Source organism: Geminocystis sp. NIES-3708, assembly GCF_001548095.1.
In the GTDB taxonomy this organism is placed as follows: domain Bacteria; phylum Cyanobacteriota; class Cyanobacteriia; order Cyanobacteriales; family Cyanobacteriaceae; genus Geminocystis.
Genome location: NZ_AP014815.1, coordinates 339,675 through 364,681 on the forward strand (window position 1 = coordinate 339,675; position 25,007 = coordinate 364,681).

Annotated in this window: 17 protein-coding genes; 2 read left to right on the forward strand and 15 right to left on the reverse strand. The window is 32.8% G+C overall.

Annotated elements, in window-relative coordinates; all coding sequences use genetic code 11:
* Positions 1–22 precede the first annotated feature (22 nt).
* The 13 genes from modB to GM3708_RS01525 all read right to left on the reverse strand — a co-directional run bounded on the left by modB (position 23) and on the right by GM3708_RS01525 (position 17,646).
* On the reverse strand, positions 23–673 hold the full coding sequence (gene modB / locus GM3708_RS01460; RefSeq protein WP_066343454.1) for a molybdate ABC transporter permease subunit: 651 nt from the start codon (positions 671–673) through the stop codon (positions 23–25).
* Positions 670–1,449 carry a molybdate ABC transporter substrate-binding protein gene (gene modA, locus GM3708_RS01465; RefSeq protein ID WP_066343455.1) on the reverse strand — a complete coding sequence of 260 codons (780 nt, stop codon included), beginning with the start codon at positions 1,447–1,449 and terminating at the stop codon, positions 670–672. Before modA ends, modB begins: the two co-directional genes overlap by 4 nt.
* Before the next feature lie 366 nt (positions 1,450–1,815).
* Entirely contained in the window at positions 1,816–2,556 is a 741-nt protein-coding gene (locus tag GM3708_RS01470) for an MHYT domain-containing protein (protein ID WP_066343456.1), read from the reverse strand.
* A gap of 138 nt (positions 2,557–2,694) precedes the next feature.
* Complete coding sequence (locus GM3708_RS01475) at positions 2,695–4,008, reverse strand: PleD family two-component system response regulator (RefSeq protein WP_066343463.1); 1,314 nt, start codon at positions 4,006–4,008, stop codon at positions 2,695–2,697.
* An 87-nt stretch (positions 4,009–4,095) separates the two neighbouring features.
* The gene (locus GM3708_RS01480) at positions 4,096–7,059 is read right to left on the reverse strand and encodes a response regulator (protein ID WP_066343470.1); all 2,964 of its coding nucleotides are present in this window, start codon (positions 7,057–7,059) and stop codon (positions 4,096–4,098) included.
* 145 nt (positions 7,060–7,204) lie between these two features.
* Positions 7,205–9,223: a methyl-accepting chemotaxis protein gene (locus GM3708_RS01485; protein ID WP_066343472.1), complete on the reverse strand. Its 2,019-nt coding sequence runs from the start codon at positions 9,221–9,223 to the stop codon at positions 7,205–7,207.
* A gap of 28 nt (positions 9,224–9,251) precedes the next feature.
* Positions 9,252–9,809: a chemotaxis protein CheW gene (locus tag GM3708_RS01490; RefSeq protein WP_066343474.1), complete on the reverse strand. Its 558-nt coding sequence runs from the start codon at positions 9,807–9,809 to the stop codon at positions 9,252–9,254.
* 4 nt (positions 9,810–9,813) lie between these two features.
* The gene (locus GM3708_RS01495; protein WP_066343477.1) at positions 9,814–10,176 is read right to left on the reverse strand and encodes a PleD family two-component system response regulator; all 363 of its coding nucleotides are present in this window, start codon (positions 10,174–10,176) and stop codon (positions 9,814–9,816) included.
* A 161-nt stretch (positions 10,177–10,337) separates the two neighbouring features.
* Positions 10,338–11,531 carry a substrate-binding domain-containing protein gene (locus tag GM3708_RS01500; RefSeq protein WP_082713972.1) on the reverse strand — a complete coding sequence of 398 codons (1,194 nt, stop codon included), beginning with the start codon at positions 11,529–11,531 and terminating at the stop codon, positions 10,338–10,340.
* A gap of 672 nt (positions 11,532–12,203) precedes the next feature.
* Positions 12,204–12,926, reverse strand: a complete 723-nt coding sequence (locus tag GM3708_RS01510) for a hypothetical protein (protein ID WP_066343484.1) — start codon at positions 12,924–12,926, stop codon at positions 12,204–12,206.
* A 21-nt stretch (positions 12,927–12,947) separates the two neighbouring features.
* Complete coding sequence (locus tag GM3708_RS01515; RefSeq protein WP_066343487.1) at positions 12,948–14,654, reverse strand: extracellular solute-binding protein; 1,707 nt, start codon at positions 14,652–14,654, stop codon at positions 12,948–12,950.
* Between the two features lie 161 nt (positions 14,655–14,815).
* Complete coding sequence (locus GM3708_RS01520) at positions 14,816–15,250, reverse strand: RimK/LysX family protein (protein WP_066343489.1); 435 nt, start codon at positions 15,248–15,250, stop codon at positions 14,816–14,818.
* Between the two features lie 95 nt (positions 15,251–15,345).
* Entirely contained in the window at positions 15,346–17,646 is a 2,301-nt protein-coding gene (locus tag GM3708_RS01525) for a ribonucleoside-diphosphate reductase subunit alpha (protein WP_066343490.1), read from the reverse strand.
* A gap of 393 nt (positions 17,647–18,039) precedes the next feature.
* Between GM3708_RS01525 and map the strand changes: the two genes are divergently transcribed.
* Both map and ctpA read left to right on the forward strand, forming a co-directional pair.
* Entirely contained in the window at positions 18,040–18,804 is a 765-nt protein-coding gene (gene map / locus GM3708_RS01530) for a type I methionyl aminopeptidase (RefSeq protein WP_066343493.1), read from the forward strand.
* Positions 18,805–19,014: 210 nt separating this feature from the next.
* Positions 19,015–20,250 carry a carboxyl-terminal processing protease CtpA gene (gene ctpA, locus GM3708_RS01535; protein ID WP_066343494.1) on the forward strand — a complete coding sequence of 412 codons (1,236 nt, stop codon included), beginning with the start codon at positions 19,015–19,017 and terminating at the stop codon, positions 20,248–20,250.
* 550 nt (positions 20,251–20,800) lie between these two features.
* On the opposite strand, the gene GM3708_RS01540 is transcribed toward ctpA, so the two are convergent.
* Complete coding sequence (locus GM3708_RS01540) at positions 20,801–21,241, reverse strand: EVE domain-containing protein (protein WP_066343495.1); 441 nt, start codon at positions 21,239–21,241, stop codon at positions 20,801–20,803.
* A 24-nt stretch (positions 21,242–21,265) separates the two neighbouring features.
* On the reverse strand, positions 21,266–24,592 hold the full coding sequence (locus tag GM3708_RS01545; RefSeq protein WP_144439260.1) for a hypothetical protein: 3,327 nt from the start codon (positions 24,590–24,592) through the stop codon (positions 21,266–21,268).
* Positions 24,593–25,007 lie beyond the last annotated feature (415 nt).

The following is a 25,007-nucleotide window of genomic DNA, read 5'->3' on the forward strand; positions in this document are numbered from 1 at the left end:
TTTTTCACAATTAAAGTTTATTTTATCGTGATAAATTATTGAAAAGAAAAATAGTTAAAAAAGAAAAGAATAAAAGAATTATAACCCAAAACCAACTTTCTTCAAATTCTCCTGCTTGTACTGCAAAATAAATAGCCATCGGAATTGTTTGAGTTTTATTCGGGATATTTCCAGCTACCATTAAAGTTGCTCCAAATTCTCCTAACATACGGGTAAAAGATAAGATTATTCCCGCCAAAATACCTCGAAAAGCCAAGGGTAAACTAATATAATAAAATATGGCAATTTCTGACGCACCTTCAATTCTCGCTGCATCTAATAATAAAGAATCAATTTGTTCAAATGTACCTAAAGTAGCTCGAAACATCAAGGGAAAACCGATTATTATACAAGCAATTACAGCACCATACCATGTGAAAATAACGTTTAAATTCCATCGGGATAATATTTGACCAATTATACTATTTTTTCCTAGTAATATTAATATTAAAAATCCTACTATGGTAGGCGGTAAAACAAGGGGAATCAATAAAATTGTTTCGATAAATGATCGCCATTTTCCTTTATATTGATATACTTGATAAGCAATAATAATTCCTAAAACAAAAGTAATTATAGTGGATAATAATGATACTTTTAAAGAAATCCACAAAGGAGATAAATTAATTGTCATTTAGCTATGCCAAATCCATATTTTTGAAAAATTTTTCTAGCAGTTTCACTTTGTAAAGATTTTAAATATTTTTTTGATACTTCTTTATATTTACTATTTTTAATAACTGCTATAGGATAAACAATGGGGGTGTGTAACTTTTTATCTGCGATGGCAATTATTTTTACTTTATCAGAACTTTTAGCATCAGTTAAATAGATAATTCCAGCATCAGCATTACCAGTTTCTACATGAGTTAAAGTTTCTCTGACATTATTTCCAAACACAAATTTAGATTCTAAGGAGGCTAAAATTCTTAAATTTTTAAATACTTCTATTGCGTATTGTCCTGCTGGTACACTTCGTGGCTCGCCAATGGCAATGAATTTTATTTTCGGTTGTGCTAGTTGAGAAAAATTAGCTAAAGATAAAGATAAAGGGTTTTTTTTAGGAGTAATTAAAGCAATTTGATTAAGTAATAAATTTTTTCTAGTATTCGGTAATAATAAATTCTTTTTTTCTAAAGCATCCATTTGTTTAGAAGCGGCAGAAATAAACACATCAATGGGTGCACCTTGTTCAATTTGTTGTTGTAAAATACCAGATGAAGCAAAATTATAATCAACATTTTGGGGATATTTTTTACTAAATTCTTGTAAAGCTAGTTGAAGACTAGCCGCCGCACCTACTAAAATCTTTGGATTATTATTTCCTCTTGTTATAGAAGGAAAAGAGATTATTCCTAATAATACTAAAGAAAAAATAAATAGTCCTTTTAACAAAGATTTTCTTAACATTTTTTTATCTTAAATTTAAAATAATATATTATATAGAATAATTATCTTATTAACTTTAGCAATACCTTCGATAAGGACAATTTTGCAATATTTAGAATAAATTTTATGTAAAATTAAAACTTAGTCAATATAATTGTCTCAAAATACAAAAATACCGGAAATTTTTCTTCTAGTCTCCCAGTCTGTCTCGTCTTTGTTATTTTTATTTTGTTGGAGTGAGATAAACTAATGACTTTATAGTAGTCATTATCATGCTTAGAACTTTTTGATATTCTTGGATAAGCTCAAAATGACAATTAAAGATTTCAATAATATTCCAACTAACCGAAAAGTTATTATAAGTCTAATTTATGCCACTCTCTAGTATTAAGTAGAACGATTCCAGTTTGCATTAAGTAATACAACATAGACGATCGCAAACATTCCTAACACAGCTAAAGCGATAGAAAAACCAATCACTCCACTATCCAACATATTAGTTTGTTCGATAATCATACCGTAGTTAATCTTAAATCGGGCGGCAGCCATCCCAGTATAGTGCATTGATAAAACTGCACCCCCCATAATCAAAGAAGCAAGAATTGTTTTCCAAGTATAAGTTTGATCTTTTTTGGCTGTGCGTAATCCTATTACAATGATGATTGCCGCAAAAGAAACGACGATGGCAATTAATACGGATAAAGCGAAAATTAGGGGATCATAACTAATATTAGCCGATACTCTCATAGCTGCCATACCAATATAGTGCATTCCTGCAATGGCTGAACCCATAGTAATAGATCCAGCAATCAGAATTTTCTTATTAATCAAAGGTTGAGTAATAATATATAAACCTTGAAGACATCCCGCAACGGCGGCAACTAAAGAAATTAAGACGATCACAAAATCATAAGTAATTTTAGGCTCGATGGAAAAAGCAGTCATGGCAATAAAGTGCATTCCCCAAATACCCATGCCCATAGTTACCGCACTAATAATTAACCATGTCCAACGCTCTAAACCCTTATTTAAAGTGATTTCTCTTGACATTTCAATGGTGAAGTAACCCGCCGCCACAGCCACAATTGCTGAAAGTATGACTAAAGGAATATTATAAGTAACATTCATAATTAATACCTATTTTTTAACAAGATTTTTGTAATATTTTGACTAAATTAAAGCTGATTTTTGAAAAATTTTCTCAGATATTTATAATTAATAAATATGAAAAATTTGAAAGATTTTATTAACTTCTTTTCTCGAATCTTAAACTTGTAAATATTTATCTACTATAGCCAATAAACTTTGCTGTGTAAATGGCTTTGCTAAAAAATCTTTTGCTCCAATTGCTTCAATTTTTTCTTGATCCAACATTTTTGTATTGCCACTGATAATAATAATCGGAACATTCTTAAAAACAGAACTATTTTTGAGTATTTGAGCTAGTCGATTTCCATTAATACCGGGCATCGATAAATCCATCAAAATTAAATTGGGTTTAATATTGAATAAAAATGAAAGAGATTCCATGGGATTTATCACCGTAAAGACTTCATATTTATCACTTCCTAAATACTCTTTAATAGTTTCTAGCATTGTCGGACTATCATCAATACAAATAATCCGATAAGTTTTTTGCTCATTTGTTTGAACATTTGTTTTTGAAGTCTTAGGTTCATTAGCCATAAGACCTTTAGGATTAATTGAGGGACTATTTTTTAGAGAGAATTCACGAGTAACTGTCGTTTGACTTCGACTAATAATATTGGAATTTGAAAATTTTAAGGGAGGATTATTTTCGGGTTGATTTTCTAACGTTGAAGGAATTGAGGGTAATTTATCAAGGGGGGTTTTCGGAGAATATAATTTAATAACTTTATATTGAAGATAAGGAAATAACAATTGAGCTACTCTTAACTCATCCTGTTTTAGAAAAATACTTAACTGACGAATCGTTGCACCCTTCATTAATTTTGCCAACTGCATCAAAATACCTGGAGAAAGATTACCATTGGGAACTTTTTCTTGTAATTTAGAAGGATCTATACAGAAAGGGCGTTGGTGAACAGAAGTAATTAAAGGAGTTAGCTTTTGCCACATTTTTAGGCGAATCTTCAAAGACTTTAGAAGGGTAGAAAGTTCCATGGGATTTACTTCTATCGTAGTTTTCATTTTCAAGGATTCAACTGTATTAATTTGATTCCATTGATATTCTCCATCCCTTAACCAAAGAAAAGACTCTAACGCATCTTGAGTCAATTCCATAATCAACATTGTTTTTTGACTTGAGCTGAGATCATTCCGATAAACTAACCCGTTTATTATTGTTATGAGTTCAAGATTATTGGTACTATTTTGAGGTTGAGTTAAAGACATTTTAGAAGCTATATCAGGTGCTATACGCATTAAATAATACTTAAGTGTTTCTAAAGATTGTAAGGAATGATGTGCATATTGCAATTTCCCCTCGACTAAATAAATATTCCAATTTACTGAATTTGAGGTGATTTGAAGATGATTAGTTTTTTTTAGATTAAGTCCATCTTCAAGAATTTTAAAGGGCTGAAAATTTGATTTCATGATTTTTTTTAGAAAAAAGATAGATGATAAATTATGGAATAAAACTTAAGTGACTCATATAACGTAAATGGAAAATAAATCTAAAATCTAAGTACCAATTAACTCGCTAATTTTACTCAGTAATTCTTGTTCATTATAAGGCTTGGAAAAATAAGCAGATGCTCCCAAATTAAAAGCTAGTTTTCGGTGTTTTTCATTACTGCGAGATGTTAACATCACAATGGGAAGAGATTGAAATTCTGGTTTACCTTTAATTTCCTCTAAAACACCATAACCATCAAGACGGGGCATTTCAATATCACAAATAACCCCTTGAACAGATAGTCCACCTAAAAGTTTATCTACTGCTTCTTTTCCATCTTTAGCTTGTTCAACTTGATAACCTGCTTTTTCTAAAGTTGAGGCTAAGTAACGGCGAACGTTGATAGAATCATCTGTAATCAGAATTGTGTTAACTTTGGTAGAATTAATTTCTCCATTTTTATCTTTGGAAATTAAATCAGTTTTATTTTCCCTTATTTTAGTTTTCAAAGATTCTTGGAAAATTTGCACAGGATCAATTAGAGGTAAAACTCGACCGTCTCCTAGTATCATAGAACTAATTAACCCCACAGTTAGAGGTAAATGGGTATTGATAGGACGAATAGTTACTTCTTGTTCGCCCCAGAATCGATCAATTTTAATCGCACCCAGATCATCTCCTTCTCCTACCAAGAGAATTGTCGGTTGGTTAATCACGGGATTTCCGGGCATTTCAAAAGGTTTTGATGGTCGATTAAAGGTTAATGTTTGCTCTAAGTGAGCCAAAGGTACTGTTTGTTCGTGCCAACTAATGTATGTTAAGTCTTCGAGCGTTAAACCTTGTTCTGGTTTCAAATGTAACATTTCTCGAACACTATTAACGGGTACGGCAAACACCATGCCTTTTATTTCCACTATCATCACTCTTAAAATGGACAGGCTGAAAGGAACTTTGAGGGTAAAGGTTGTACCCTGTCCTATTTTTGTCTCGGCATGAATATCACCACGAATTTCTTCTAAGTTGGTACGAACTACATCCATTCCCACTCCCCTGCCTGAAAGTTCTGTTACCTTTGTGGAAGTGCTAAAACCTGCTTGAAAAATATGGTCAATTATTTCCGACTCCGACATTTTCTTAATTTCTTCATCACTAATACCCATTGATCGTAGGCGATCGCATATTTTATTAAGGCGAATCCCCGCTCCATCGTCTTTAATCTTGATAATAGTTTGTGTACCTCGGTTAATAGCACTGATGGTAATATTTCCCTCACTAAGTTTTCCTGCCATTGTCCGAGTTTGAGGATCTTCAATACCATGATCAAAAGCGTTACGAATTAGGTGCATTAAAGGGTTATTGAGGGCTTCGATTAGGGTACGATCAAGTAAAGTACTTTCTCCCTCAATTTTGAGATTAACTTTTTTCCCAAACTGTAAATTCAAATCCCTGATTAGGCGAGGAAAACTTCTCACTAAATCGGCAAAAGGACGCATCTGAATACGGGTCACATTTTTCTGAAGCGATCGCATCGTATGATTTAATTCTTGTACAACTTGGTTAATATCCTCTAAGCCAAAATCAATATCTGTACTGACTTCCTTTAATTGCACAATGGTTTCGATTTGTTCCTGAGAAATCAAGTGTAAATCACTATAACGATCCATTTCTAAAGCATCGAATTGAGCTAAAGTCTGATCTGCCATCAAAGAATTAGAAACATTTACTCCAACAAAAGTCGGAATTTGAGTGAAAGATTGCTCTTTCAACAAACCTTCAGTAGAAGCATGATCATACCAATTTCTTAACTGTTTATTGGATTGTTCTAATTGATTCATCCGCCGTTGCATTAACTGGGCAAAATTTTTCAATTGTTCTAACCGCAGATTAAGGCGATTACGTTCTATAATCAACTTACCGAATAAAGTGTTAAATTGAGATAATTGTTCTACAGGTACACGCACCAATTTACCTGATTTGGGTGAAGTTTGAAGAGTTTTAGGTTCAGGAATTAAAGATTTTTGTGGTTCAGAAACTTGAGCAAAAGCATCTTGTAACTTTTCTAAATCCTCACTTTCAATTTTTTCCTCTGAGAATAAATCAAAATCTGATAAGGCAATTTCTTCTGTCAAAGGGAAATCATTACTAACGACAATTTCCAAATTAACAGCCTCATCTAAAGCATTAGTTAATGATGAGAGATCATCCTCATTAAAATCAAAGTTAAAACCCTCAGCATCAAAAACAGATTCATTGAAACCGATTAAATCATGGCTTTCCACCTTAGAAGGTAACTTATCAAAACTACCACGCATCACCAAAGCATGGGAACGTCGCCAAAGGGTTAAAGCCTCTTGAGCCAAAGAATTAATATTTTCCTCACTGCTAATAATCGCCTCCTGCTGAATCGATTCACACAGTTGAATAAAAGGCTCTAAATTCGCCATGTGTCCAAAAATCAACAATTTTTCTGATGTCATTACCAAAGCTGAGGACAATTCTGCCGATGAAAGTTGAGTTAATTCAACCTCAAATTCGTCTAAAATCGGTTCTAAACCTTCCTCAAACATCAACAACTCAGCATCTATTCCTTCACTTTGGGCAAATAATAGATCTTCATCTTCCTCTCGAAGTTCTCCTAAATTTTGGCTCAACTGTATAAAAATAGGCTCAACATTACCTTTTAACCAAGATTCTTCAACTTCTATCCCTTGACGGTGTAAATCACTAATTTGACGCATAGAATCAAGCCCTAATAACAATAAGGTTTCCACTTCTGTAGTGATTTGAGTAGAATGGTGACGAATGCGTAAAATTTTGAAAAAATCTTCTAAGCGGTGAGCAACATTACTCAAAGGGAGAAATCCCATCATTCCTGCACCACCTTTAACTGAATGAGTCGCCCTCAAGGCTAAATCTAGTCTTTCAGGTTCGGCAACCGTTGAACTCAAGTCAAGGAGTGCAGATTCTATGGTATGAAAACAATCTTCCGCTTCATCGAGAAAATTAAGTCGAATTTGTTGTTGATCCATTATTTTTTTATCATTTAAAAGGGAAAGTTGATAAAAGTGTTAAGCTGAGACATCTTTACTTTGTAAACCAATATTCTTGACTACAGAAGATTTATATATGTCAAAACATAGGTTAGGTGATTCTGAAGTTTACTAATAATTTTTCTTAACTAACCTTAAACTGCTCTACTGCTGACTCCATCTGTTGAGCAACCTGTGCTGTTTCCTTAATTAACTGAGCGATTTCCTTAGAAGAAGTTAGTCTTTGCTCAGACTGTTTCGCAATTCGTTCCATTAATTCTGTGACAAGACGAGAAGTTTGGGTTTGAGATACGGTGGACTGGGAAATATTTTGCATTAATTCATTAATCTGACGAGAACGTTCCAATACTTGTTCTAATCGCTGTTTTGTCGATTCCACTAAGCGAGTTGTATTTACTACCTCAGAAGTACCTGATTCCATTGCGGAGGTAACTTCTTGGGTTTCCCGTTGAATCTCTGCCACTAATTGTACAATTTGTTTTGTTGCCGCCGCTGATTGTTCTGCTAATGCCCCCACTTGTTCAGCTACGACGGTAAATCCTTGCCCTTGTTCTCCAGCACGACTGGCTTCTACACTGGCGTTAATGGCAAGTAAGTTAGTTTTAAGGGCTATTTCTTCAATGATGGAAACCACCTGAGAAATATTTTGGGAAGATTCCCCTAAACGCTTCATTTTCTTGGCAGTATCTCCTACTTTTGAACGCAAATTCAAAATACTATCTACGGTTTCATCCATCGCTTTTGAACCAGCCTGAGTAACAGTATAAGCATCATCCGAAAGAGTAGCGGCTTGATTAGCGTTAGTGGCTACCTGCTCAATAGAAAAGGACATTTCTTGTACTGAATTTAGAGTTTTACGAGTGTCATCAGCTTCCTTACTTGTTTCTTGTGCCAACAATTCAATGGATTTCTCATTTTCTTCTAAAGATGAACTAACTTGAACACTAGACTTTTTCACTTGCACCGCTATATCTTGTAAATTGTCCAATATTGCATTGCACAAATCGGCAACAGTACTCATTTCCATGGAGGTTAAACTCGCCCTTACGGTCAAATCACCATCTACTGCGTACTGTAATTCATCTAATAATTGATAAATACCTTCTTCTAGCTTTTCTTTTTGTTCTCTTTGTTGATTAGCGATCTCTTTTTGCTCTGTAATTAATTCTTTTACCCTTTGTACTAAGGTGTTAAAGTTATAAGCTAAGGTTCGATTTTCTTCTGTACCTTCTAATTCTGCTTGAACATCTAAATCCCCAGAAGCTACTTGTTGAGCTTTATCAGTGAGGTTAGCCAATGGTTGAGAAAGGATTTGGGCTAATAAAATAATATTACCCACCGCTAAAAATCCTAAAAAAACTGCGATAGTGGCAAAAATAACGATTAATTCAACCCCTGCTTGGGCGAGTTCTGATTTATTAATAGAAACTGAGACAATTAAATTAGTGTTAGGAATCGGAGTAATCTTAAAATATTTTCCCTGACTTTCAAAAATTAATAATGTTACATCTGGCTTCTTTTCTGAATTTTGTAACTCAAGGTTAGAAATTCCATTGAGATTTTTGATTTTCAGCAACGCATCTTCCAGATTTCCTTGTGGTAAAGTCTGAGTCAAAATCTGGGCAATTTTTTGAACCGTTTCACCGCCAATAATTTGTTGTTCAGATTGAGATAAATTGTTACTGCTTAAAGTATTTAATATCTTGCCTGTTTCTCCATTAATAATTTGCATCACTTCGGAATTTTCAATCGTCATTCCTAAAGATGCTTCTAGTCTATTTTCTAATCCTACCGTTGATGTTATAACTAAAGGGTTATTTTCAAGGTCATTTTTAGTGTTTAAAGTGTCTTGAAAAAACTGATCAGCTACTTCCCTGCTAATAATAGCTGTTTTCTCTAGCTCTATTAAAGTTTCCTTTTCACTTCGATAGTGAGTGATATTAATCCCTATTAAACTTATTACCACAAGAGGAATGAGTGTAGTTGGAACAACAGTAAAAAGTAATCGCTGACGCAACGTGCCACCGCCTCTTTTGACTTCTTTCGTTTCTGGGGAAGACTGAGGAACTTGAGATGATAAGCTTTGTTCATTGTTAGGAATAAATTCCGAGGTCAAATTCAGCAGTTGTTCTGGATTTGTCATAATAAATATTTATAGTTACTTTATAGATTTAAAAAGTTTTTTTGACAATAGTTTCTATATCCAATATGGGTAAATATTGGTTGGAAAACTTTGCCCATCCTTGTAAATAGGGGATTAAAGTAGAGACTGTATCTTGTTTGAGTGAATATTCTAGGGGAGATTTTACTTCGCTTTCTAATATTCTTGTAATACCTTGAATTTGATTAACAGCTAAACCTAATAAATTTTCTGTTTCTGAATCTGATGATTTAGGTAAAAAAGGTGAAACATTAATCACGATCATGTGATATTTTGGTGTATAGATTGGTAGAGGCAAAAAATCTAAAAGTTGCGGTAAATCAATCGCAAAAAAAACAGAATCTCGGGAATTCATCAAACCCAGCACGAAATTTGACATTTGGGGAATAGGAGTGATTTGTTCTCTTTCTACTAGCAAAGATTCTCGAATAACATTCATGGCAATTAAAACCGTTGTCTCAGTAGCTAATTGACAGCGAAGATAAATATTTCCCTTTAAATTAATTGACTGGAATAATTGAGGTAATAATTCCTCTAATCTTGATAGAGAGGAAGACGAAGAACTCATAATTTTACTCCATTGCTTCTTTCACCGCAGTAATAATTTCTTCTGAAGTACAAGGTTTGACCACATAAGCTTTAACCCCTTGTTTTTTTGCCCACATACGATCAACATCTCGATTTTTTGCAGTACAAGCTATCACAGGAATATTTGCGGTATCCGGATTTTTCTTGAGTTGACGACACAAATCCAATCCTCCCATTTCTGGCATCATCCAATCAGTAACAATGACATCGGGAACATTTGCGGTAACTTTTTCCATCGCTTGTTTCCCATTGATCGCTGTTTCTACTGTGTAACCAGCAGAAGTAAGGTATTGAGTAATCATATCCAATTCTGATTTTAAATCATCGACAACTAATATTTTGCTCATAAATTTTTTTAAAATAAATTAAAGTTTAATAAATTCAGTTTACATCTAATTTTTAATAAGACAAACAGCAATTACAATATCTTAATATATTGACGATAAAAAATTGTAGTTTTATTTCAAAATAATCATTAATTTTGTCAAGCTTTAAAAACATTATATCCTTAATTGGAACCATACCATACTTTTTGAATTTCATTCATCACCTCTGGATTTGGGCTAGAATTAATTTTAATAGAAGGTTTAGTTTCTACACCTAAAATATTTTGATTCCAAGGAGTATTTGGTAAAGATTTTAAATCTAAATTAATGATAGGGCGAAAACCATATTTAGTAAAAATTATTTGTTGTTCATTTTGTATTAAAAAGTCGATAAATTTTTTACCAGCTTTTGCTTCTGATTTACTAATATTTTTCTTAACAATTACACCCATAATAGTTGTTTCAATGGTAGGATTCAGATAATAAATTTGATAGCCTTGTTTTTGATTTTCTTTTGCTTGTAACCAACGATATAAAGCAATACTTTCATAAACTGTTGCTACATCGGCATCATTTTTTCCTCTAGCAATAAATTCTTGTAGTAAAATATCGGTAGATCTTGGCGGTTGATAAACGGAATTTTTAATCAGTTGGAAAAGTGTGCTTACTTTAGAATTATTAACATCATTTACCGTCAAATCATTTTGATTAAGTTGACTTTTTGCCCATAAACTTAAGGTTAATTGCCCTGAGTTTGATCGAGTAGGATCTGTTGTGATAAAATCAAAGCTACCCCATTCTTTTTGACCTCCTAATTTATCCCAATTTTTTGTTTTTAAAGCCGTTTCTAATTTTTGCCAACTAAATTTATTATCGGGAAATAAAACTTTTCCCCTTTCTTCCCATGCAATACCAACTAACATAGTTTTTGCAATCATTTTTGGAGTATCATAAAAAATATCAGTTTCTCCTTGAGCTTTTAATTTCGTTTCTAATTCAGTAATCAACTCACTATTAGCAGGGATTAAAATAGTAGGTTTAAAATCATTTTTTTCTTCTGTATAATTATTAATAATATCCTGTGAACCTTGAAACTTTAAATCTAAATTAATATCAGGATTTTCTTGTTCAAATTTTTTTTCTATCTCTTCTAATACTTCTTTTAATTCCGTGCCACTAACTATAGTGACAGTATTTTTTAAACCAAAAATAGGCGGTAAATAAGTTATCCCTAAAGAAGCTAAAATAATCCCTACAGAAATTAGTTTATTAACAGAAGAATTATTCGTATTATTTTGACTATTATTAGATACCATTTTCTCCGATGATGATGAAATTTTCAACATATCTAAAAATTTTTGTGTTAACCTATCCATAACTTTAATTTAAAATAAAGATATTCAATTTTTGGTTTAGTTCTATTTTAAAATGTATTAATCTGATTAAACTTAAATTATTGATGAAATTAGACTATAAAATAAACTCAGTTTAAAATAATTCAATAACCATGACTATCAAAGAATTAATTAATCACAAAATAGATAATCTTTCTAAAAGTGAATAAAAAAAGTACTTTACTTTGTTAATCTTCTTAAGCAACAACAGATTAAAGCTGAAAATCAAGAATGAAATTATTTTTCTCTTGAAGAAGCGATGAGAGATTTAGAAAATAATAATCTTCCAGAATACACACAAGCAAATTTGATGAAAAAATGGCAGTAGCCGATGACATCATTTTATTTCCATTTCCTCCAATAAACCTAAAAACAGGTAAATTACGTCCAGCGTTAGTAATAAAATTATTATCTAATGCCTATGATGACTAGCTATTTTGTATCATTTCCACTAAAACAGGTCAAGAAATAATACTACTTGATGAAATTATATCTTCTTTTGATTCGGATTTCTCACCAACGGGTTTAAAATCAGAAAATTTAATTAGAGTCTCAAAGTCAGCGGTTGTATCAGAAAAGATATTCTTAGGGAAATTTCGTAATATACCCAACAATTCCTTACAACATATTAAGTTCAATTTAGCTAATTGAATCTTAAAGTAAATAAGCATTTTCTTGTAAAATAACTAACTCTTGACTTAAGGCTTGTAAATCATTTAATTCCTGTGAATTAGTTAAATCGGCTGTGCGTAATTTATTCTGTAATTGTTGTAAAATTCCTGCGGATTCAGTTATTAAATTTGTTAAAGAAAATACTTGAGCTTCTCGTGCAGATTGTCCTTCTTTTGCTAAAGTAATATTACGAATTAAACTTAATTCTATTTGTTGCAATTTTTGTAAAGCTACACCATCAGCAGATTTTTGTTTTTTCTTAATCTCTTTTAATTTTTCCGTTAATTCTTCCACTGATAATAACGAATCTCCTCCCGATAATTTATTACTTAAATCTTCTATTTTTTGAGGTAATTCTAAGGTGCGATCGCAAGAATATTCTACAGCTGTTAACAATTCCATTTGCCATGAATCATGTAATAACTTTTTCGCTTCTAAACGTAAATTCTCAGCTTTATTAAGCAATAATTCAGCTTCTTTTTTGGCTTGACTTAATTCCGCTTCTAAGGTTTTATTATCTAAATCAATTTTACTATGATTACTTTGATTATTACTAGCTAAAAAAGTTGAGCCGATGATGGCAATGACTATGCTAGAAGGTAACATAATAAAATTAGATAATTTGATAACTTTTACTCCTAAAAATAAAGAAATTCCAGCGATTAAAATTGCTAAAGGATAATTAAGAGGATTAACTATTCTCATTTTAAAAACTCCTAATTTTAATTAAAATTCTACTTGTAAATCATTCATTAATTTATCAATAGTATCAGGATTACCTTGTTTATAATAACCACTATTTATTTTAGCAATTTCTTCTAAAACTTGAGCATTAAATTCTCCTTCTTTTCCATAACCAACAGTAAAAAAAGCAATTCTATCATCACTATTAAAACCACTTTTTTGCAATTGAGCCTCTAAATTTTGTAAACTAATTCCACTACCAGAATCTTCTCCATCTGTGAGAATTAATACCGCATTAATCGCATTTGGTTTCAGATTTTTTTTCAGCCAATCACGAGCAAATAAAGCACTATCATATAATTTTGTGCCACCTTTTGCTTGTAAATTACTAATATATTGAATCCCTTTATTTTTCCCTTCAGGAGTGCCTTTTATAATTACTGGAGAATTAATTTCATCACTAAAAGTGATTAACACAATTTCCTCTTTTATACCTAAATTATTAACATAATTAAATAAGGTATTTTGCACCGCCGTCATTTTTTCTCCTCGCATCGACCCTGAAATGTCAACAACTACAGCTACTTGAGAAGGTTTTTTAGCATAATCTTGCCAATTTTTTAGCATCGCTTCCACCACTTCAGGCTCAGGGGGGCGATAAGATTCATAATTAGGATTAGGATTAACTCCAAATTGAGTATTAAATTTATCCCCCAAAGGAATACCCGCAATGGCTGGGCGTAATCCTAACTCGGTAGCTAAGATTTGAGATTCCTTAGTCAGCATAAACTCTAAAACTTTTTGTGCACCTTCTTTTTCTTCCTCTGACACCCAAGAAGCATTGGGCAAAATTCCTCGAATATTAGAACTAAAAGTCGCTTTAGGGTAAACTGCTTGATATTTAGTTTTATTTTCATCTCCTTGACTGTTGGCACGAATCACGAGAGACTCATAAACTGAGCCTACATTTGCCCAAAACAAGCCATTTTCTACCATCGAATTAGCTAAAGAAGAAGTAGAAACCCCATAACGAGTAACTTTTTCTTGGATAGCTTTAACTTTATCCTGATATTTTTTTACATCATCAATAGTTAAATCTTGAGGGGGTTTATCAGCAACAGAAGCAAATTGAGCAACTAAAGTCTGTAACCCCGAATTAGAGCGAGTTGGAGCAGTTTGCACAAAATAAATAGGTAAAGGTTTTGCTTGAGAATCCAATTGTTGATAATTGTTATATTCTGCTAAAGCTGTGTAAATATTAGGTACTTTTTCTAATGCTGGTGCAAATTCTGCCGTTGTCATAAATACCATCGGGCTGAATACTAATAAAGGAGTATCAGTAATAGGAGGAATATAGTTTTTACCCGGAAAAATTTTATCAATTTGATACATTAATTGATTTTGATAAATTTCGCCATCTACGGCAATCAATGACGGAAAACGCTCATCATCAGAGGAAATCGCCTTCGTCGAAAGTTGCTGACTAAGAGAAACAACTTCGTTAATAACGTCTCCGCTTCCTTTGGCTTCACAGGTTAAAAAAAAGGATTTGCCACTACTTAGTTTCGGTTTCGTAGCATTAAGTTTTATTGCAATTTGTTGACAAAATTCTCCTAGGTCGCTACCTACTAAGAATTTAATAGGAATGCCAGAAGGTTGATTATTATCAACACTATTTTGACTACATCCACTGACAATTAAGAATGGTGCAAGAAGAAAAGAAAAAATTAATTTAAAATTGGAAACCATAGAATAAAATGATGATTTCTATTGTTATAAGTCATCATAACTGATTTTTCTTTCCATCAAGGTTAAGTAATCATTAATACCTGAGTTCAAGTTTAATATCAAATTATTGGTGAAAAAAAATATAGTATCAAAAATTAACTAGAAATTATAATTAATTTTGATTAATAGAGAAAAGATTGCCCTGTATCCACTAAAAAGCGATTTTTAACCGCTTGTCTGCCTAATAACATTCTAAAACCCATTATGTCACGATTCGTTAACGTTACTTCAATAATCCATTGGTGAATGCCTAATGTTACTTTCGTCAGAATAACTGGGCGAAGTTGTGTATGCCCTCCCGAATTAGTAACGTGTCTATATTCTAGTAAAGGTGCAATACAGTTAATAGTAGTGTGAGTTTCTCTTTGAATGGGATGTACTTGAAACTTCACCATTTTCTGATTTTTTTCTGTATAAGTTTGAATATGGAGAGCGTGTAGTGCAGAAGTTCTTGCACCAGTGTCAATTTTTACTTTAATTTTATCAACCCCTAATGTTGGTAATGTGAGATATTCTCGCCAACCAATCAGGGGTAATGCTTTTTTTGTCTGTGTCATTAGTAGATGATAGGGGAAGAATGGGAAAAGGGAGATAAGAGAATAATGAGGGAAAAATTGGAAAAACTCTTAAAATCCTCATTCTTCATGCCTCCTTAGTTTGCACAAGCTGTACACTCTTCCTTAAAGGAATCTCGTTGTACGATTCGCACATAATAAACTGCTTTACATCCTTTTTCCCATGATAAGATTAATGTATCGTAAATGTCTTTTGCTTTTAAAGCTCTTTCAGGCTCATCAGGAAAATAGACTCCTTCATTAAGATTAAAAAGTAATTCCATTGAAATTCCTGTATCGATCCATTGTTGAATAACAGCGATAGCTTTTACAACTTCCTCTTGATTGAGATGTTTATTTTCTTGATAAAACCAGTTTTTATCACTAATATAAGGAGGTGCAATAGGTACTGTTCCTTTTGCCCATTTATCGTAAAAAAAACGACTATAAACAGGCAATACACTAGCGGTGCAACCTTGTACTAAAGACGATGAAGTATTAGGCGCGATAGCAGTAATATGAGAGTTACGAATGCCAAACTCTTGAATATCATCGGCTAATTGTCGCCAACGAGGTTTATCATAGGCATTTTCTTCAAACCATTCTACGGATTGACAACCAATTAGTAAGCCTTTGCTCCAATCGCTACCTTCAAAGGCAGGATACGCTCCTCTTTCTTTCGCTAATGCCATAGAAGCACAAGTGCAATAATAGCCAATATCTTCAAATAAATTGCTTATTTGTGACAGGTTGCTATATCTTAAATTTTGTTTTGCTAACCAATCAGCTAAACCCATAGCACCAACACCAATGGTACGATAACGATCATTATGAGCTTTAGCATCCCCAAAAGGTGGCAAGGTAATCTCGATAGTATTATCTAAAATTCTTACTGCTAACTCACAGATAGATTGAGTTTCATGATTTTCTAAATTGGCGAGGTTAAGAGAGACTAAATTACAGCAGTGAGCATATTTGCCCGGAGTAACATTACTAAAAGATTCAGTACATAAATTTACTCCCGGAATATAACCATCATGTTTATTCGGATTAGCTTTGTTGATGGTGTCTTTAAAGGCTAAGTAAGGCATTCCTGTTTCTACTTGAGCCCTCATGATATGTTTAAATAACTCTCTGGCGTTTACTTTTTTATATATTTTTATTTTTGTGCCAAGATTTGCTTCAATGATACTGTAAGCTCCTTCAAATTCTGCCCCCCATAAAGGCGGTAAGTCAATACCTAAAACATTTTTAACTTCAAAAGGATCAACTAAAGTCCATTCTTGTTTATCTTTGACTCGACGCATAAATTCATCGGGCAGAATAAGCTGAGGGAATACATCGTAAGCCTTACGGCGTTGATCTCCATTTTCTGTTTGCATCTCCAAAAATTCTGGTACATCAAGATGCCATATATCTAAACCTACAGTTACAGCACCCGCTCTTCTACCTCCCTGATTTACCGCAATGGCAGTATCATTGAGTAATTTAATCCAAGGTATTACTCCTCCTGAAGCATTTTTTTTGCCCATTACTGAGCTTCCTGTCGCCCTAATTCTGGATACATTTACTCCTACACCACCACCATTTTTAGAAATTCTAGCAGTATTAGTAATTTCTTGAAAAATACTTTCTAAATTGTCATCGATACTAACGATAAAACAGCTAGTTAATGAACCTTTAGGCACTCTTAAATTAGCTAAAATAGGAGTTGCTAAAGAAATACGACGAGATGCGATCGCTTCATAAAATTTACGAGCATAACTCAATCTTACTTCAGGAGATTCTACCATAGCTAATAATAAACTACAGGTAAGAAAAGCCTCTTGAGGTAATTCTTGAGGTAGAAGATAGCGACTACTTAATAATACAACTCCAGCATAATCATAGTCTAAATCCCAATCAGGATTAATCCAACTATTAGCTTCTTCTAATTCTGCGGCAGAATAAGTTAAAATTCGTTGATCATATTTGCCTTCTTTGACGAAATTAGCTACTGTCTGAGCATAATTACCGTAGTTATAACCCCTAGTAACAAGGGTATCTTTCCATAAACTCCAAATATGTAAACGTCCTGCAACATAACGCCAATCAGGTTCTTCCAGATTACACATTTCCAAGGCACAATTAATTAAATTATCTTGAATTTCTCTGGTGGTAATACCATGACGCAGACGAGTTTTTAAACCAGATTCTAAAGCAATAGAGTTAACATCTTTCCCATTACAAGCCCAATCTACAACTTTTCTGATTTTACTAATATCAAGGGGGGCTGATTTTCCATTTCTTTTAATGACTTCTATACTCTTAGCCGTATTGCTTGAGTTATAATTTTTACTTCCATGATTGACTATCGATGAATGGCTGGAAATCGTAGTTTCTTGCGTATCCAATAACATTGCTTGTGCCTCGCTTACTTTAAGTATTTCTACTCAAAAAAATTTACTGCTGTTTGTTTCTTTTCCTTTATACCATACATATGGGGTAGTCTGCTGTTCTCATACACTATATGTAAATTTTAGTCAATAAAGTTAAATACTTATTTCTGCGACAAATAGTTTATGTGACAAAATTAGATCCTAAGCAAGAAAAAATATTTTTAGAGAAATTTTATTGGACAGTACCGTTAATGGTATCAGAATATTTCTGAACTCAATCTTAAAATTTATTGAGTACAATAAGCGGAATTTCCCTTAATTTGTGTTGAGGAGTTAATACCTTATTTTTCACCTTAACTTCTAACCAATGTAAAATAATAAGGAGTTATGTATTGAAAATGATAAAAATTAACCATGGGAAACGAAAATATAATACTTTTATCTGCCAGAGAAATCGAAAAAATGCGTCAAGTAGGAAAATTGGCGGCACAATTGCTAGAACATTTAGGGAAAATGGTTAAGCCCGGAATCAGTACCTATGAACTTGATCAGGAAGCTGAAAAATGGACACAACAACATGGAGCAAAAAGTGCACCATTAGGTTATCATGGTTTCCCTCGGTCAATTTGTACTAGCGTTAACGAAGTTATTTGTCATGGTATTCCTAATAAAAGTCAGATTTTGAAAGACGGGGATATTATCAATATTGATGTTACACCTATTTTAGATGGTTATCATGGTGATACATCAAAAACTTTTTTTGTAGGTACACCTTCAGATGAGGCTAAACAGCTGGTGGAAGTGACACAAGAGTGTTTATATAGAGGTATTAATGCCGTACGCCCTGGTGGGAGAATCGGTGATATTGGTGCGGCAATTCAAGAATATGCAGAAAGTTTTGGTTATTCCGTGGTAAGAAATTTTGTAGGACATGGTATTGGTAGAACCTTTCATACAGCTCCACAAGTACCTCATTACGGAAAAAAAGGGACAGGAAAAAAAATACGTCCAGGAATGGTGTTTACGATCGAACCGATGATTAATATAGGAACATGGGAAGCTGATGTGTTAGAAGATGGTTGGACTGCTTTAACAAAAGATCGTAAATTATCTGCACAATTTGAACATACGATCGCCATTACTAGCGGTGGCGTGGAGATTTTGACCTTGGATAAGTAAAGTAGATAGGTAGCCAAGGCAAGTCAAGAAGATCAAGTGGACAAAAAAAAGATGGACAGGTAGAAAAATTCCCTTGTACATTTTTAAAATAATTTTATTTATAAATAATCTAATTTCCCTTTCTGCCTGTCTTAAAAAGAGTCAATCATCACTTATTTTTAGATCGAACTCAGTTATTGTTATTAGTAATTCTCAATTCTTAACTTTATTATGAAAAAAATATGTCTCAATTTAGCGATTATCCTTTTAATTTTCTGTTCTAATTTTATTTACACTCCCAAGGCTTACGCCTATAGCGAAGAAGAAAAAATATTATTGCAATCATGGCGTTTAGTAAATGAGGCTTATGTTGATGAATCTTTTAATCATCAAAATTGGTGGCAAATTCGTCAAAATTTTCTCAAAAAACCTTTACATAACAGGGAGGAAACCTATACCGCTATCAGAGAAATGTTAGCTCTTCTCGATGATCCTTATACCCGTCTTTTACCCCCAGAAAATTATCATAATCTACAAATCACTACTTCTGGTGAACTATCTGGCATTGGTTTACAAATTAGCATCAATCCTGAAAATAATCAACTGGAAGTTGTAACACCCTTACCTAGTTCTCCTGCAGAATTGGCGGGAATTCAACCTAGAGATCAAATTATTACCATTGACGGTATCAATACTCAAACTTTAACCTTAGATGAAGCGGCGAATAAAATTAGAGGAGAAATTGGTACAACTGTTGCCATTGAGGTTAAACGCCAAAATGATGGGAAAATTAAAACCTACGAGTTAAAGCGCGATCGCCTTTCCTTAAGTGCCATTAGTTCTCGCTTAGATAATTCTCAATCAAACTATCCTATTGGTTATTTACGTTTAAATCAATTCAGTGGTAATGCAACTAAAGATTTAGCCCATGCTTTAGTACAATTAGAAAGAGAAGGCGCTCAAGGTTATATCTTAGATTTACGCAATAATCCGGGAGGTTTATTACAAGCTGGGATCGAAATTGCACGTTTATGGTTACAACCAAGTACAATCGTCTATACTGTTAATCGTCAAGGAGTTTTAGGTAGTTATGACTCTGATGGTGAAGCTTTAACCGATAAACCTTTAGTGGTATTAGTAAATCAAGGTTCGGCTAGTGCCAGTGAAATTCTGGCAGGGGCGTTACAAGACAATCATCGAGGAATTTTAATCGGCGAAAAAACCTTTGGCAAAGGATTGATTCAATCTTTATTTGAGTTACCTGATGGAGCAGGAATTGCTATTACTGTAGCTAAGTACGAAACTCCTAGTCATAAAGACATTAATAAATTAGGTATCACACCCGATCAGATTGTAACCCAAGATCCCATTAGTTATTTTGAAATTGGTACAGAAAAAGATATTCAATACCAAACTGCTATTAGTTATTTAGCTACTGCAAAAAACTATAACAATTCCAATATGTGACTTTACCTGAGTTTGATGTAAGAATTCTTAATTAAGGGTTGCTAAAAAAGTCGAAAAATTAACGCCTTCTCGATATTATTAACGCCTTCTCAATATTATTACAGATGAGCTGAACTTAAATTGAGAATTTATAATCATCTTATAGCGATTAGAACTAAAAATAAAAAAGATTATTCAATTACAAGATAAACGTAATCTATCAATGACGAACAATCTATAAAGTAAACGGTGTTGCTCAATCAAGGTATGAAAATAAAAATCCAATAATCTGAAATATTTGTGATTTAATAGTTTAGCGATCACCACTAAATAAAAATCATACCCAAAATCAGCAACGCCCAACTTTGTATCTAAAACAGATCAAAATTAACTTGAGTTCAAGATAGAAATAGTTGATAATTGACTATTTTCGACAGGCTGACAAAGATACAGGAAAATTATTTTTTTTGTGAATGAATAGATTTCTCTCAAAAATCGACCGATATTGAGAATTTTTCTACTTGTTTTCTAATTTTCTGATCCACCTATGTTATATGCAACTCAAGTTCTTTTACATAATTAGGTTTATTAACTTTTCTGGTACAGGCATTACAGATAAACGATTACCTTTTTTTACTAATAAAAACTCATCAGGTAAAAAATTTTTTTTGAGGCTATTTAATGATACTATTTCAGAAAAAATTCGTTTAAATTGTACTTTTACCGTTTGCCAACGAGGATTATTTATAGTCGATTTTATGTCAAAATAACTGCTATTTTGATCAAATTGAGTAGGATCAATAATATTAGATTCAATAATTTCCATTAAACCAACAATACCGATATTTTTGCAATTAGAGTGATAAAAAAAAGCTAAATCTCCTACTTGCATTTGCTTTAAAAAATTCCTAGCTTGATAGTTTCTGACACCATCCCAAATAGTTGTCCGATCTCGTTTTAAATCTTCAATACTATATACTTGAGGTTCAGATTTCATTAACCAATAATTCATATTTTAAGATTACTGAAAAAATGTTTAAAAGCGAACATCTCCTTTAATGCTACCAATAAACTGATTATTTTCTGTCGAACCTAATTCCACTCGCATAGATACTGGAGAATCTGTTAATTTGTATTCAATAATACCACCATAACTAATTTCTAATTCTCGACTATTAAACCCTTGATTTAAGTCGATATAGTTACGAATATAAGGACCGATAGAAACTGTTGGTATAATTTTTTGTAGTAATTCGGCATTATAATAAATTTGATCTCCTAATTCCACATTACCTTTAATACTCGGACCATTAGCAAAGCCAAATCTTCCATTAAAGAAGCCCACAAAAGGACCATTTCCATATTGTGGTATATAACCCAGTGAGCCTGTCAATGATAAACCATAATTACGGGTTTGTCGAGAATAAGTATAAGCTAGAGTTATTTGCCAAGGATTATTACTGTTATTTGCACTATTCCAACTAAAGCGGAAAAAAGGAACATGAGTACTTATGCCTGTTAGTTGTTTATTTTCGTCAAATTCCGTATTGGTTATAGTTTTACTAACAACGGTATTTATATATACTCCCACACTAGGTTCAGGAATGCCAAAATCATTACGCTTAACTTCTCCTGCCGCTTCATTATTGACGTTAAACCAAATACCAGGGTTGACACTATAATTCCAATCATTGGATGTACCAGCATAAACAAATTCGATGGTTGGCAAGTAAATATAACCGTTATAAATTTTATTATCTATATTACGAGTAAATTTTCTTTCTAATACGAGGCGATCGAATGCTAAATCAAAAGCTTTAATGGCGTTAGGAATAGCGGTTAAATATTTAGAATTAAATTCTTGTACAAATTGCTTACCTTCAGGACTCACTAAAATTACTTGGCTACCCGAAGATTCATTAACGGGTTGAGAAGTGTCTTTAAATCCTATAGGTTGGATAGGTAAACTATTCCCTAAAAAAGTTAAAGGACCAAAACTACGATTAGATAAACGAGCAGATTTTATTGTTGTTTCCCCTTCTATCCACTCTCCCACATCACTTTGAACAAATTGTACTGCTCTTTGTATATTACCTGTCTTGATTTGGAACATACTTGAACTGGTGGGAGTAATAACACTAGGAAAAGTAATATAACCTGAAACTTGATTTAAATTACTGCCTAAATTACCAAAGGCTAAAGTAGTGTTTAAACGTTGATTAATTTCCTTTCTTTCTTCAGAAGTGGCTTTCGTATTTAAGGGTTTAAATAATTCATTATTATTACGTTGTTTTTTGGCTTCTTTGATACTTTTGTTAAGCAGTCTTAAATCAACAAAATCAAAAAAAGCTCCCATAACCATACCAATACTAGAATTTAAACTTTGAACTTCATCTAAACGCCCTCCATCCTTAGAAGGAATTGTCAGAGAAAAGCCTGGATTGGCGAATAAATTATAAAAAGTCGCTTCTGGTTTTTCCTTAGAATATTGCAATAAAAAACGATTATTAAGTGCACTAACATAAATACGATACCAATCATATTTATTTTCATCAACTTGAACAGTATTAAATTGTGGAGGTTGAATGCCTAAACCCAACCATAATAAAGAATTCCAATAATGACGATCTCTTTGTTTCTCATCTAAGAAAGGATTAACCAAAATATTCAATAAATTTTCATTATCGAATTTTCCTTGTTGAGCGGTTTTGATACCCGGAATCGAAGTAATTTCAGGACTAAATACTTTTGCACCTTCTCCCGTGAGGGGATTTGTCCATTCAATACCAGCTTCTCTTAAAACGTCTTTAGGAATAATACTTTTTTCCTTCATATCTAATAAAGCAAAAGCCTGTAAGTTAGAAGTAGGAAAACCTTGTAAAATTAAAGGAGCGTTTTCTACATCTACATTGGCAAATAACGCACCACCACCGTTAGGATTAAAAGTTGATGCTACACCAATTTGACTATCATTAATTGCTTGTGGAGAAGGTAAAATAACTACTTCTTGATCTTTTTTAATTAAACCATCAGTATTAAAAGTTACTTCCTCGGCGGTTACTCCTTCAGGATTAATTAATTGTCCTCCTAAACTAATAACTTCATAATTATTTAAGTCATCCAGTTTAAACAATCTTTGTAAATCATTAGGAATAACCCAAGCAGCTTGGTAACCGCTAAAACTTTGTGTTTGGGTTAGAGTTTGTGCAAAAGTCTGATTAGTTTGCATACCCTGATAGACAATACCCGCTAATCCACCATTAACATCCCCAACAATAATATTATCTTCTAATACCCAGTAAAGTTGATGAGGTTTAGAAAAAGCACCAATACCAACTTTATTCAAAACAGGATTATCTGGTGCTTCTCGTATATCTAAATTGAGATAAAATTCATTAGTCCTCGGTTTAAAAATAAACGGAGAAAATGTTAAACTATCTGAGCCATTAACAATCCAAGGATACCGAATAGCAGTATTACTAATAGCATTGGTAATCAACATCTCCACCGTATCACGAGTTATTTTAACAGGCTCAGTAGTGGGAGCAGTTTCAGGTATAGGTGTTGATTCAATAGTAGGATCTGGGGTAGTCTCCTGTGTGGGCTGTGTATTGGGAGGTATAGGATCAAGTGTACGATCTAATGGAGTTAAATCTGCTGCACTTTGAGTGGGTAAAGTTACCTCCGCAATGGTAGCATCCCAATCAGGAGTGGCTTGAGCTAAAAATGGTGTTAACTTCACCTGTGACACAAAACAATCTTCCTCACACAGCAAATCATTCTGGTTAAGATTATTATTTCGAGGAATCGCTACGGTTTGAGTGGGTAAAGTTACCTCCGCAATGGTAGCATCCCAATCAGGAGTGGCTTGAGCTAAAAATGGTGTTAACTTCACCTGCGACACAAAACAATCTTCCTCACACAGCAAATCATTCTGGTTAAGATTATTATTTCGAGGAATCGCTACGGTTTGAGTGGGTAAAGTTACCTCCGCAATGGTAGCATCCCAATCAGGAGTGGCTTGAGCTAAAAATGGTGTTAACTTCACCTGCGACACAAAACAATCTTCCTCACACAGCAAATCATTCTGGTTAAGATTATTATTTCGAGGAATCGCTACGGTTTGAGTCGGTAGAGTTACCTCCGCCAAAATTTTTTCAGGTATCTGTCTAATATCTTCTACAATTAAACTTTTGTCGTCATTAAGTAAAATTTTACTATTGATAGTACTTTCTAAAACTGAATTTGTTACAAGTAAAGGTGTTTTTTCCTCGTCAAGATTGACAGAATTATCTTTTGTCGTGATTTCTTCTAATGAATTCAAGGTATTAGCTTTGGGATTTGCTAAAGCACTTTTATTCATGCCAGATAAAAAACTACAAATAAAAATTATTAATAAAAGTGATTTATTCAGTTTTTTATGACCTATAATAGTTTTATTTAAGACCATGAAAAATACAAAAAGTATATATAGTTGATATAAAAATACAAAAAAGAATTCTAATATTTAAGTTTCAAGCGGATCATCTTAACCCCAAAAAAAAATTTTTAAATAACTTATTCCTGTATTCTATATTTTTGATTATAACTACTTCGTTACCAAATCCGAATATTTATTTTTATATCAATTTTTTTTGATATTTTTAAATCTTTCTTTTTTTGACACACGGGTGAAGAAATAAGACAATAAGTATCATAAATAAGGTTATATCAAAAAAATCCTATAAACTCAAAGTAAATTATAGTATTTTGCACACATTTTTTGTCTTTTCATAATG